Origin of the sequence: Mycobacterium sp. 050134 (assembly GCF_036409085.1) — a bacterium.
GTDB lineage: Bacteria > Actinomycetota > Actinomycetes > Mycobacteriales > Mycobacteriaceae > Mycobacterium.
This window is the reverse complement of record NZ_JAZGLV010000004.1, coordinates 205343-218175: the sequence shown is the minus strand read 5'-3', so window position 1 is coordinate 218175 and position 12833 is coordinate 205343. Positions and strand designations below refer to the sequence as shown.

12 protein-coding genes are annotated in these 12833 nt (G+C 63.9%); 10 read left to right on the top strand and 2 right to left on the bottom strand.

The window, feature by feature from the left end:
- Nucleotides 1-54 precede the first annotated feature (54 nt).
- Nucleotides 55-441, bottom strand: a complete 387-nt coding sequence (locus SKC42_RS06555; RefSeq protein ID WP_330963479.1) for a hypothetical protein — start codon at nucleotides 439-441, stop codon at nucleotides 55-57.
- A 115-nt stretch (nucleotides 442-556) separates the two neighbouring features.
- On the opposite strand from SKC42_RS06555, the gene SKC42_RS06550 reads away from it, so the two are divergent.
- Complete coding sequence (locus SKC42_RS06550; RefSeq protein WP_330963478.1) at nucleotides 557-1135, top strand: TetR/AcrR family transcriptional regulator; 579 nt, start codon at nucleotides 557-559, stop codon at nucleotides 1133-1135.
- Nucleotides 1136-1692: 557 nt separating this feature from the next.
- On the opposite strand, the gene SKC42_RS06545 is transcribed toward SKC42_RS06550, so the two are convergent.
- The gene (locus SKC42_RS06545; RefSeq protein WP_330963477.1) at nucleotides 1693-2145 is read right to left on the bottom strand and encodes a nuclear transport factor 2 family protein; all 453 of its coding nucleotides are present in this window, start codon (nucleotides 2143-2145) and stop codon (nucleotides 1693-1695) included.
- A 627-nt stretch (nucleotides 2146-2772) separates the two neighbouring features.
- Here SKC42_RS06545 and SKC42_RS06540 point away from each other — a divergent pair.
- The 9 genes from SKC42_RS06540 to SKC42_RS06500 are packed head-to-tail and all read left to right on the top strand — an operon-like array spanning nucleotide 2773 to nucleotide 12747.
- Nucleotides 2773-3555 carry an MlaE family ABC transporter permease gene (locus tag SKC42_RS06540; RefSeq protein ID WP_330963476.1) on the top strand — a complete coding sequence of 261 codons (783 nt, stop codon included), beginning with the start codon at nucleotides 2773-2775 and terminating at the stop codon, nucleotides 3553-3555.
- Complete coding sequence (locus tag SKC42_RS06535) at nucleotides 3552-4403, top strand: ABC transporter permease (protein WP_330963475.1); 852 nt, start codon at nucleotides 3552-3554, stop codon at nucleotides 4401-4403. The genes SKC42_RS06540 and SKC42_RS06535 overlap by 4 nt, the downstream gene beginning before the upstream one ends.
- Before the next feature lie 3 nt (nucleotides 4404-4406).
- On the top strand, nucleotides 4407-5762 hold the full coding sequence (locus SKC42_RS06530; RefSeq protein WP_330963474.1) for an MCE family protein: 1356 nt from the start codon (nucleotides 4407-4409) through the stop codon (nucleotides 5760-5762).
- A 43-nt stretch (nucleotides 5763-5805) separates the two neighbouring features.
- Nucleotides 5806-6834 carry an MCE family protein gene (locus SKC42_RS06525; protein WP_330963473.1) on the top strand — a complete coding sequence of 343 codons (1029 nt, stop codon included), beginning with the start codon at nucleotides 5806-5808 and terminating at the stop codon, nucleotides 6832-6834.
- 35 nt (nucleotides 6835-6869) lie between these two features.
- A complete protein-coding gene (locus SKC42_RS06520; RefSeq protein ID WP_330963597.1) occupies nucleotides 6870-8237 on the top strand; it encodes an MCE family protein in 1368 nt (455 codons plus the stop codon).
- Nucleotides 8234-9562: an MCE family protein gene (locus SKC42_RS06515; protein WP_442932017.1), complete on the top strand. Its 1329-nt coding sequence runs from the start codon at nucleotides 8234-8236 to the stop codon at nucleotides 9560-9562. The genes SKC42_RS06520 and SKC42_RS06515 overlap by 4 nt, the downstream gene beginning before the upstream one ends.
- Nucleotides 9563-9597: 35 nt before the next feature.
- On the top strand, nucleotides 9598-10692 hold the full coding sequence (locus SKC42_RS06510) for an MCE family protein (protein WP_330963595.1): 1095 nt from the start codon (nucleotides 9598-9600) through the stop codon (nucleotides 10690-10692).
- 1 nt (nucleotide 10693) lies between these two features.
- Complete coding sequence (locus tag SKC42_RS06505) at nucleotides 10694-12151, top strand: MlaD family protein (protein ID WP_330963472.1); 1458 nt, start codon at nucleotides 10694-10696, stop codon at nucleotides 12149-12151.
- The gene (locus tag SKC42_RS06500) at nucleotides 12115-12747 is read left to right on the top strand and encodes an Mce protein (RefSeq protein ID WP_330963471.1); all 633 of its coding nucleotides are present in this window, start codon (nucleotides 12115-12117) and stop codon (nucleotides 12745-12747) included. Before SKC42_RS06505 ends, SKC42_RS06500 begins: the two co-directional genes overlap by 37 nt.
- Nucleotides 12748-12833: the final 86 nt, after the last annotated feature.

Here is a 12833-nt window from a genome sequence, read left to right as displayed (position 1 = left end):
CCTTTCGATGAGGTCGTGTTCAGTTCGCGGTGAGGGTTCGTGCGTCGAATTCGGTCAGTGCGGCCAGGATGCGCTGGCTGCGGGCCAGGTGTGGATCCAGTGCGTGGGCGAGTAGTCCATCGAGATGGGCTTCCACCTGGCCGGTTCCCTGACGCGTGGCGAACGGTGAGCGAGGTCGTCCGCGAGTGCTGTTGCGGCAGCGTCGGGTTGGAGGCGTTTGAGCATGACCCGCGGCAGAGCTGCGAGGAGTTCGTCGACGAGGGGATCGTCGTCGACGCCGTGCTTGATCATCTTGGTGAACCACGTGCGGTAGAGCCGCATGAGGCGGGCATCGGGCGAGTGCGCCGCGTCGGCGAGCGCTTCGCTCACTGCGGCCTTCATGAGTCGATTGGGGAGTTCCAGCCCGCGCGGCAGCTGCAGTGGGTCATGCATGGTGGTCATCGAGAAGGCCTCCCTCGCAACGGCAGCGATTGTCGTACGAATATAATATTATGACCGTAAGCTATATTGTTGAGAAGCGCAAGTCCGAGGTTCCTTGATTGAGGAGAGGTGAATCGTGGCGAGATACGACGGGCAGCACAAAGCCGAGACTCGACGTCGGATCATCGAGACGGCGAGCGAGCGCTTCAAGCAGGATGGGATCGACGGTTCCGGTATCGCGAGATTGATGTCTGATGCCGGCCTGACCAACGGTGCGTTCTACGCGCACTTCCAGTCCAAAGACGATCTGGTCGCCAACGTCCTAGCCGACCAGCTGCGCCTCCAGAACGACACCCTGCGCTCGTTACCACCCGGGCGCGAAGCGCTAGAAGAATTTGTCCGCGGCTATCTGTCGCCGCAGCATCGCGACGATCCAGGCGCTGGCTGTCCCAGTGCTGCGTTGCTCGACGAGATAGGCCGCTGCACCGGCGCTGTGCGGGATTCCTATACCGAGGGAATGCGATTCATCGTCGAGGTGATATCCACTCACTTGTCTCCACAGGACCCGTCCGCCGCGCGCACCAGGGCGTTGGGGCTATTCACCGTCCTCGTCGCCACCATGCAACTCGCACGCGCGGTTTCCGACCGAAAACTCTCCGATGAGATACTCGCAGCCGGCATCCTCAATGCGCAGGTGCTACTCAATGCTGATTAGCCTCCCGTTTCCGCTGCGCCCCCGCGAGCCGGCATGAAGTTCGGGTTGATGTCATCAACGGCTCTCGCGTATACGCAGGTCATTTCACGTACTTTCGCGTCGTCAAATTCGACGTTTCCGCACCTCACGACAATGTTTGGGGCGGGTTAGATTTCCGGTGGGACACGGCGGCCTGGCCGCTGACCGGGGATCGGCGTTGACCCAACAATCCGCCCGACAGTAGCCATGGGCTGATCCCTTGCGTGCCGGTGCAAGCGGTTGCCCTCACCGGCCTCCAACCGTCGTATTCAACTCGGGCACCGGGCAAAGGCTCCGCTACCACGCGCGGTGACGGGATTGCCGACGACGGGGGGCTCGTCTGAGCGGGGTCCGGGCCTACTGTGTCGTCTCGGTTGGCGCGACGCCGCGCCCCTGACGCCAGACACCCGGCCGCCGGGTTCGGCGACACGGGCGAGCTGCGCCGGCGCGGTCACCCCATGCGACGCCAAATACACCCGGGGACAGCGATTCCCCGGCACCTTCCAGCCGCATGCGTTGCGACGGGCGCGCGCCCTTGACTACGCGACGACGCCGAGTCGGTGGCCGAGCTGGTCGACCAGCAGACCCACATCCCAGAAGTCGCGATGACTGGTCAGCTTGCCGTCGGTACCGTAGCGGCATGCCGCGATCCCGGTGACGTCGAAGTGCTGGCCGGCCGCGTCAAAGTGTTGGCCGCTGGGCAGTCGGAGCGCACCGTCGATCGAGCCGCTCCACGTCCACTCCAGGTATAGGCGGCCATTCTGCGCGGCGGCGTCGAAAAACCTGATCTTGGAGTCGGGCGCGAACTTGAGCATCCAGCGATGAAACCGCAGGAGCCCGTCCCTGCCCGTGTACGTAGCGCCCATCGCGACGTCGGTGTAACTCCCATTGGGGTCGAAGAAGTCGGCGAGATGTTCGGGGTTGTCTGTCCAGGCCGCAGAGTACAAATGGGCGAACGAATCGTCGGTGGGATGGGGCGTAGACACTGGCATCGGCAAAATTTATCAGACATTAGAAAAACATGGAAGGTCGCTCGAGTGTCGATCTGACCGGATGGCGATGCGCACCATCTCGGGCGGCCGACTCCTTAACCTGTGTTAAGCAGATGTGCACACCCGTGGTCGCGGCGCTTTGCGGACGTTCTGTCCGCGGTGGTCCGAAGCGGTTCCTCATCGGTATCGCCCGGTTTGGGCGTGACGTAAGTGAGTGCTGTAACCGCTGCGCAAGAACCGTTTACAGACCCCCGTCGGCGCTGGCCCAAAGGACCCGATAGGGGCGACTCGGCTCGATTGAGGAACAGCTGCTTGCGCTGCGCGCTTCCGGCTAGTTTAATGTCGATTCGAAAGTGAGCCGGATCACCTGCATCGGTTCGCTGTGTGCTGGGCCTCAAGTCAAGGGGGTGCACGTTTGGACATGCCAGTAGGGGCGACGTGCGTGGTCGGCCGCAACCAGCCGCGCTCTTGATCAGTTCCGCTAGACGAATGTGAACACGAGACGAATGTGAACACCAACCGGCGGGGGGAGATCGATGGCATGCGCCCTGGGGCTCACTGGGCTGTGGCCTCCGAATCCGACGGCACGGGTCACCGGTGCCCGTGCTCGCTGCTCGGGAGGTGTTGATGGTCGTCTCCGCTGACACGCTGAAGGCCAACGCCGTCAAGCCGTTGCGTGCGGTCGGCGGCTTCTTCGCGATGGCGCTCGACACGTTCGTGCAGATGCTCAAGCCGCCATTCGCATGGCGCGAGTTCATTCTGCAGTCCTGGTTCGTCGCTCGAGTCTCGTTCGTGCCGACCCTGGTGTTGTCCATCCCCTTCACCGTGTTGGCGGTATTCCTGTTCAACATCCTGTTACGCGAGTTCGGGGCGGCGGACTTTTCGGGGACCGGCGCGGCGTTGGCGACCGTGCTGCAGATCGGGCCTGTCGTGACCGTGTTGGTGGTCGCGGGCGCCGGCGCGACCGCCATGTGTGCCGACCTGGGTGCTCGGACCATTCGCGAGGAACTCGACGCGCAGCGCGTGATGGGTATCAATCCCATCCAAGCGCTTGTCGTCCCGAGGGTCCTCGCCGCGACAGTGGTCGCGCTGTTGTTGTCGTCGCTCGTCGTGTTGGTGGGACTGACCGGTGGCTTTGTGTTCTCGGTCTTCTTCCAACATGTCACCCCGGGCGCCTTCGTCGCGGGCCTGACCCTCCTCACCGGCTTGGGCGATGTGGTGATCTGCTTCGTCAAGGCAACTTTGTTTGGTCTCACCGCCGGACTAATCGCCTGCTACATGGGTATATCCGTAGGGGGAGGGCCCGCCGGGGTCGGCAACGCCGTCAATGAAACGGTGGTCTTTTCCTTCATGGCGCTGTTCGTGATCAACATCGTTGTCACCGCACTCGGGTTCCGGGCCGGCCTATGAGCGAGGTGTCGCCCTATCCGCTCCCTCGCCTCACCCGTGTGGTGAGCGCGCGAGTCGACAGCTGGAACCGCATCGGCGCGCAGATTCAATTCCACGTGAAGACGCTCGGTTCGATGCGTGACGTTCTCATCCACTATCCGGTTGAGCTGGTGCGACAGATTGCCCAGATGAGCTTGGGTGCAGGCGCATTGGCGATGATCGGCGGAACCATGGTGATCGTGGCCTTCCTCACGCTGTCGACCGGTGCGATCGTCGCCGCCCAGGGTTACAACCAGTTTTCGCAGGTCGGCGTCGAAGCTCTCACGGGCTTCGCGTCGGCCTACTTCAACGTGCGAATCGTCGCGCCGCTCACCGCGGAATTCGCGCTGGCCGCCACCATCGGGGCAGGGGCCACGGCACAACTGGGCGCGATGCGCATCAACGAAGAAATCGACGCCCTCGAAGTGATCGGTATCCGCTCTATCGCCTATCTCGCCTCCGCACGGGTCGCGGCGGGCATCATCGTGGTGATCCCGTTCTACTGCGTGTCGGTTCTCGCGGCGTTCTTCGCCACCCGCTTCGGCACCACGGTCGTCTACGGCCAATCGTCGGGGGTGTACGACCATTACTTCCTGACCTTCCTCAACCGAGTCGACCTAGTCTGGTCCTTCGCCGAGGTGTCGGTCGCCGGCATCGTGATCATGTTGATCCACACCTACTACGGCTACACAGCTTCCGGCGGCCCCGCAGGCGTCGGCGAGGCCGTCGGACGCGCCACCCGGGCGTCGTTGCTGGCGTCAGTTCTCGTGACGGTGATGATTACCCTCTCCGTCTACGGCCAATCGGGCAACTTCAACCTGGCGGGATAGAGAATGAACGCCGTAAGGGACGAGACCAGGATTCGACCCGGTTGGTGGACGCTGATTTTCGTGGCGACGCTGGCCCTGCTGTTCTGGTTGGTGGGGCAGTTCTTCAACGGTTCGTTCCGTGACTACGTGCCCGTGACGCTCACCGCGGATCGAGCCGGACTGGTGATGGAGACCGACGCCAAAGTCAAGATGCGCGGGGTGCAGGTCGGACGGGTCGGCGGGATCAACGGCAATGACCAGCCGGTGCGGCTCAAGCTGGAGATCGATCCCGAAGCGATCAAGGACATTCCCGCCAACGTCCAGGCGCGCATCGAGGCCACGACGGTCTTCGGTGCCAAGTACGTGGAACTGATCTATCCGTCCGACCCGACGCCCAAGCGATTGGCGCCCGGTTCCGTGCTCAGATCGGAGAACGTCACCACCGAAGTAAACACGGTGTTCCAGAACCTGGTTGGCGTGATCAACCAGGTCAACCCGGCCAAGCTCAACGGCGTGCTGTCCGCGCTCGCCGACGGTGTCCGCGGCCAAGGTGAACGAATAGGTGAGGCCACCACCGATGCGAACCAGGTCGTCCAAGTCCTCAATTCGCGCAGCTCGACCATCAAATCGGACTGGCGTGCCGTCAAGGACTTCAGCGACACCTACGGCACGGCCGCGCAGGACATCCTGCACGTGCTGTCCGCGGCGAGCACGACGAGCACCACGATCACGCATCAGCAAAAGGATCTCGACGCGCTGCTGCTCAACCTTTCCGGATTCGCCCAAAGAGGCATCAACGTGATCGGCCCCAACAGAGACAATCTCGTCAACGCGATCAATGTTCTGCAGCCGACGGCGGACCTGCTGATGAAGTACAACCCGGAGCTGACCTGCGTACTCCAGGGAGGCAAGGTCGCCATCGACACCGGCCTGCCCTATTACATGGGCGGTGGGAACGGTAAGTCACTCATCGTCGACGCCGCTCTGTTGCTCGGTGACGATCCGTACCGCTATCCCGACAATCTGCCTATCAATGCGGCGAAAGGCGGACCCGGCGGCAAACCCGGGTGCGGCTCGCTGCCCGATGTCGTCAAGAACTTTCCCGTGCGCCAGCTGATCACGAACACCGGCTGGGGAACCGGCGTCGATTGGCGGCCCAACCCGGGAATCGGATTCCCGGGATGGTCCAACTACTTCCCCTTCACCAAAGGCATGCCCGAGCCGCCGCGCATCCGGTATCCGGGTGGGCCCGCTCCGGGACCGATCCCATATCCGGGCGCGCCTCCCTACGGTGCGCCCCAGTATGGGCCAGACGGGACCCCCCGCTATCCCGGGGTGCCACCCGCGCCCCTCAACTCAGGCCCACCGCCCGCACCATGATCGCGAACAGACGAGAGCGACGACGCCAGGAGAGCGAAACGCCGTGAAATACAACGTTAAAGGCGCAGCCTTGCGCCTGATGGCCTTCGTGCTGGTGACCGCGCTCGCTATGTTCGCCCTGCTCGCAATCTTCGCCCAATTCCGGTTCGATTCTGGACAAGATTTCAAGGCGCACTTCACCGATGTCACGGGATTGCAGAACGGGAATTTCGTGCGCATCGCGGGGGTCGAGGTGGGCAAGGTTAAAGACATCGTCCTGCAGGACGACGGCACCGTCCTGGTCGTGTTCAGCGCGGACAACTCCGTCGTGCTGACCGAGGGCAGCCGGGCAGTCATTCGTTGGGACAACGTGATCGGCGGCCGCTACCTCGCCCTTGAGGAAGGCGCCGGCGGGACACGCAAGCTTCGTGCCGGCGCCACCATCCCGCTCGACCGGACCGCGCCCGCATTGGACCTCGACTCGCTGATCGGCGGATTCCGTCCTCTGTTCCGGGCCCTAGACCCCGGTCAGGTCAATGCGCTCACCGGACAGTTGATCTCGGCATTTCAAGGGCAGGGCGATACCATCGGCTCCTTCCTGACCCAAACGGCTTCGCTGACAAGCGCGCTGGCCGACCGCGACGTGCTGATCGGGCAAGTAATCGGCAACCTCAACACCGTGCTCGGTTCGCTCGGCGGCCGTAGTGACCAATTCGCCAAGGCCGTTGATTCGTTGTCGGAGTTGGTGCATGGCCTCGAAGCGCGCAAGAAAGACATCGCCACCGGGCTCGCATACGTTAATGCCGGCACCGCGTCGGTGGCGGATCTTTTGCAGCAGGCGCGACCCCCGCTGAGGAAGACGGTCACGCAGGTCGATCGCGCGTCGACGATTGTCCTGTCGGACCACGATTACGTCGACGACCTGCTCAAGACGCTGCCTGATCCCTTCAAGGCCCTGGGCCGCCAAGCCCTCAACGGCGACTACTTCAGCTTCTACTTCTGCGACATCGTGCTGAAACTCAACGGCAAAGGCGGACAACCGGTCTACGTCAAGGTTGCGGGGCAGTCGTCGGGAAGGTGCACGCCGAAATGAGGCGCGTGCGTGACATTCTGCGGTCCTTGGACGAGATGAAGTCCTTCCAAGAGCGCAACCCCGTCGTCATCGGCGCGATCGGGCTGGTCGTCGTTGCGCTTATCCCGCTCGTCGCCTGGTACTACGACGAGCTGCCGTTCGTATCGTCGGGCAGGTCCTACTCGGCTTATTTCACGGAGGCCGGCGGCCTGACCTCGGGTGCCGAGGTCCAGGTATCCGGCTTGAAAGTCGGAAGCGTCTCGAGCGTTTCGCTCGACGGGCCGCGCGTACTGGTCAAGTTCAAGATCGATGGCGATGTCCGCCTGGGCGATCGGACCGAGGCGGCCGTCAAGACCAAGAGCCTCCTCGGCACCAAGATCCTGGGCGTCACTCCACGAGGGGGCGGCCAGCTCTCCGGGCCCATCCCGTTAGACCGCACGAGGCCGGCCTACCAATTGCCTGATGCGTTGGGAGACATCACCGCGGCGATCAGCGGCCTCAACACCGATCAACTGTCGAATTCGCTATCGGTGTTGGCGCAGACCTTCCAGGACACACCACCCGACGTCGAGGTTGCTGTGCAAGGGGTAGCCCAATTCTCCAAGGCCCTGGACAGGCGAGACGCGGAGCTGCGCAACCTGCTGTCCAACGCGAACAAGGCGACTTCGGTTCTGGCGCAACGCAGCGACGAGGTGGTACGGCTTGTCGCCGACACGAACTCACTGCTCAAGCAGTTGAGGGCCCAAAGCGCGGCGCTGAACCACATCGCGACCAACATCTCCCGTGTCAGCAGGCAGCTGAGCGGGCTGGTCGACGACAACCGCCAGCAGCTCAAGCCCGCGCTGGACAGGCTCAACGGCGCACTCGCGCTGGTGGATAACCACAAGGAAAAGGTCCAGGAGTGGATCAAGAAATTCGGCAGTTACGTCCTTTCGCTCGGGGAGTCCGTGTCTTCCGGGCCATTCTTCAAGGCCTACGTGGTCAACCTGCTCCCCGGGCAGTTCCTGCAGCCATTCATCGATTCGGCATTCTCGGATCTCGGGCTGGATCCCAACACGTTGTTGCCGTCGCAGCGCACTGATCCCCAGGTGGGCCAGCCCGCCACGCCACCACTGCCGGTGCCCTATCCACGCACCGGCCAGGGCGGCGCACCCAGACAGACGCTGCCAGACGCGATCACCGGCAAACCCGAAGACCACGTCTGCGGGCCGCCCGGCCTGCCGCTACCCGGACCCGGGTGCTATCCGCAGCGCGAACCGCAACCCGCTCCGCCGCCAGGCGGACCGCCACCCGGGCCGCCCGAGCACATGCCCGGTGACGACCACTCCGTTGTGGCGCCCAAACCGACGCCGATCTTCGTTCCCGCGCCGGGTGAGGTCTCGACGCCCGGGAGCGCAGCGTCCCAAAGGGGTTCGGGCCAATGAAGCTCGGCACATCCACGATGCGGATGGCGCTCTCCGCGTTCTTGGCGGTCGTTCTGTTCGGCGGCACGTGGGTACTCGTCACATCATCGGGAGTCGTCGGCCGCACCCATGTGGTCGCCTACTTCGACAACAGCAACGGCGTGTTCGTCGGCGACGACGTCCGGATTCTGGGTGTCTCGGTGGGCAAGATCGAAAAGATCGAGCCTGAGGCGCGGCGCGCCAAGATCACGTTCTGGTTCGACGACTCGCACAAGGTTCCTCGCGATGCCAAGGCAGTCATCTTGTCGCCGTCCCTGGTGACCGCTCGCGCAATTCAGCTCACGCCGGCCTACACGGGTGGGCCGGCCCTGGCGAACCACGCGGTCATCCCGCAACAGCGGACGGCGGTCCCCGTGGAATGGGACGAGGTTCGCACCCAGTTGACGAAACTGACCCAGATGCTGCAACCGGACAAGCCGGGCGGTGTGAGCACGCTGGGGGCCTTGATCAGCACCACCGCCAACAACCTTCGCGGGCAAGGCTCTAACATCCGCGAGAGCATCATCAACCTTTCGCAGGCGGTGTCGGTGCTCGGTGACCACAGCACCGACACCTTCAGCGCGCTGAAGAACCTGTCGGTGTTGATATCGGCGCTGGAGAACAGCGAGGACCTGATGCGTGAGCTCAATCAGAACCTGGCATCGGTGACAACCCTGCTGTCGGATGACCCCAACGAAATCGCTGATGCGGTAGCCGATCTTAATACGGCGGTGAACGATGTCGGCAGCTTCGTCGCGGAAAATCGGGAGGCTGTGGGCGCCACCACCGACAAGATCGCGTCGGTGTCACAAGCGCTGATCGACAGCCTCGACGATGTGAGACAGCTCCTGCATATCGGGCCGACCGTTGCGCAAGATTTTGTCAACATCTACCAGCCCGCCCAGGGAACGCTGACAGGAGCGCTGTCGACGAACAACTTCGCCGACCCGCTCTCGTTCATCTGCGGGGCCATCCAGGCGGCTGCGCGGGTGGGCGCCGCGCAATCGGCGAAGCTGTGCGTGCAGTACCTCGCGCCCATCATCAAGAACCGGCAGTACAACTTCTTCCCGCTGGGCGAGAACCTCTTCGTTGGTGCGTCGGCCCGGCCCAACGAGATCACCTACAGCGAGGACTGGATGCGGCCGGATTACGTTTCGCCACAGCTGAATACGGCGCAACCCGACGGGGCGCCGCCGGCCGGACCGCAGGCTCCGCCGCCCGCTCCGCAGGGGCCGCCGCCGACGCTTCAGGCCGATCCCGCGGCCGGGCTCAGCGGCATGATGCTGCCGTCGGGAGCAAAGCCGTGAGCCGTCGATGGGTGCGTGCGCTCGCGCTCACGTTGATGCTGGGCGCCCCGCAGGTCTCCGGTTGTCAGTGGCACGGCCTGAACTCTCTGCCTATGCCCGGCACGGAGGGCAACGGCCCTGGCGCGTACACCATTCACGCACAGCTACCCGATGTCAATAATCTGCAGCCGAACTCGCGGGTGCGCGTCGGTGACGTCAACGTCGGAACCGTGACCGCGATCCAGCGGCAGGGATGGCATGCTTTGCTGACCATCAAACTCGACGGCAGCGTCCACCTGCCGGCCAACACGACCGCGGTCATGGGGCAGACCAGCCTGCTCGGATCCCTGCACGTCGAGCTCGCGCCGCCCAAAGACGTGCCGCCCCGGGGGACTCTGCACGAGGGCTCACTGATCCCGCTCAGCTCGGCGGGCGCCTATCCCTCGACCGACCAGACCCTGGCGGCGTTGTCCCTGCTGCTGAATGGCGGTGGAATCGGCCAGATTCAAGACATCACCCAAGCGCTGAGCACCGCCTTCACCGGACGCGAGGCGGATCTACGGAGTCTGATCAGCCAGTTGGACGAGTTCGCCGGCAACGTCAACGAGCAAACAGGCGACATCATCGCTGCGGCCGACGGCCTCAACAACCTCGTCGGCCAATTCGCTGCGCAAAAGCCGGTTGTCGACAGGGCGATACAAACGATTCCCGACGCGCTGGGCGTGCTGAAAGACGAACGGGAACACCTCGCTGACGTCGCGGATCAACTCGGAAAATTCGCTGCACTGACGGCCGAATCTGTCAACCAGAGCAAGCAGGCGCTCGTCCAGGAACTCAAAGACATTGGACCCGTGGTGGAATCGTTGGCCAACGCCGGGCCGGCGCTGACGCGGTCGCTCAGTCTGTTCACCACTTATCCGTTCGCGAGGGAGACGGTGACGAAGTGGTTCCGCGGTGACTACGCCAACCTCACCGCCATCATTGACTTGACGCTGAGCCGCCTCGACTCGTCGTTCTTCACCGGAACGCGCTGGGAGGGCAACCTCACCGAGTTGGAGATGCAGTGGGGTCGCACCATCGGCCAGCTGCCCAGCCCTTATACAGCCCGTAACCCGCTGGTTGTGCCCTACCACCTCGATCAGGGGCCGTGACATGGTGATCACCCGGAGAATCCTCTGGCAGCTGGCGGTTTTCGCGACCGTCAGCCTGCTGGGTGGCTCCGTCATGGCGTTCCGCTACATGGATCTTCCGGATCTGTTGTTCGGTGTCGGCCATTACCAGGTGACGGTGCAGCTGCCCGCGGCGGCCGGGCTGTACAAGTCGGGCAACGTCACCTACCGCGGCACCGAAGTCGGTCGCGTGGCGGATGTTCACCTCACCGCCACAGGTGTCGACGCGGTGCTGTCGCTGAAATCCGATATCCACATACCCAGCGATCTCGACGCGCAGGTGCACAGCGAGACCGCAATCGGGGAGCAGTTCGTGGAGTTACTGCCGCGCAACGATACCAGCCCGCCGCTGAAAGACGGTGACGTCATCCCGGCCGCCCGCACCACGGTGCCGCCGAACATCAACACTCTGCTCGACGCCGCCAATCGAGGCCTGCAAGCGATCCCTCGCGACGACCTGCGTACCGCGGTCGACGAGGCCTACACCGCTGTCGGCGGCCTGGGCCCCGAACTGTCCCGGCTGGTGAAGGGTTCCACCCAACTGGCGATCGACGCGCACAACAACCTGGATTCGTTGACCACGCTGATCGACAAGTCCAAGCCGCTGCTGGACACCCAGACCGACACCTCGGACTCGATCCAAACCTGGGCCTCGCATCTGGCAAGCATCACCGATCAACTTCGAGCGCAGGACAAGAACGTCACGGGGCTTCTGCGTCACGGGCCGGACGCCGCCGACCAAGTGCGGCGGTTGTTCGAACGGGTGCAGCCGACGCTTCCGATCGTGTTGGCCAACCTGGTAAGTGCCGGCGGAGTAGCCGTCACCTACCAGCCGAACCTCGAACAGATCCTGGTCCTGCTGCCACCGTTGGTCGAGGTCTTGCAAGGATCGACGGCGGCCAACCGAGACACCAAGCAGGCCTATCGAGGCGCCTACCTGAGCTTCAACCTGAATCTCAACCTGCCGCCCCCGTGCCTGACCGGCTTCCTGCCCGCACAGCAGGCCCGGGACGCGACCCTTGTCGACTATCCCGACCGGCCGTCGGGTCAGATCTATTGCCGGATTCCGCAGGACGCCATGTTCAACGTGCGCGGCGCACGTAACCTGCCGTGCGAAACACGGCCTGGCAAGCGTGCGCCGACGGTGCAGATGTGCGAGAGCGCCGAGAATTATGTCCCGCTCAACAACGGCTACGCCTGGAAAGGCGACCCGAACGCGACCTACACCGGTCAGTCCATCCCGCAGCCGCCGCCCGGCACCCCGGGGTCGACAGCCTTGCCGCCACCACCGGCGCCGCCGCCCATCGCGGCGGCTCAGTACGACCCCAAGACCGGCGCCTACGTCGGCCCGGACGGGCAGATGTACACCCAAAGCGACTTGGCCCAGAGCGGAAAGGAGCGAACATGGCAGTCGATGATGATGCCCCCGCCGAAGAGATAGCCGACGCAGCGGCAGCCCAGGATTCGGGTGATGACATCGAGGCTGCGGAGGTCGACGACCTCGAAGGCGAGGAATCCGACGGTTTGGCGGGCCGTCATCCGGCCACGGCGAGACTCGCACCGGTGCGGGCCGCCGCGTTGGTGGGAGTGGTCAGCGTCGTGGCCGTGGCCGCGCTGATCGGCTGGTTCGGATTCCGTCAATACCAGGCCGACAAAACCGAGGCGCGGAGTCGCATGTTCCTCGAGGTGGGCCGTCAGGGGGCGATCAACCTCACGACCATCGACTATCAGCACGCCGATACCGACGTTCAACGCATCCTCGACTCGGCCACCGGAACGTTCTACGACGACTTCAAGCAACGGTCGGGACCATTCATCGAGGTGGTCAAAAAGGCACAGTCGAAATCCGTCGGAACGATCACCGAGGCGGGCCTGGAATCCGTGAGTGACCGTGACGCGCAGGTGATGGTTGCCGTCAGCGTGAAGACGACGAATGCGGGCACCGCCGAACAGGTCCCGCGGGCCTGGCGCATGCGCATCGACGTGACCCAGGTCGGCGGCGACGCGAAGGTGTCCAATGTCGCGTTCGTGCCGTGAACAACCACCGCACCGTCACTGACGAAGCCGGCGACCACTCGCCCGTGCACGCTCGAGGAAAGGAAACGACCACCGTGACCGCAGGC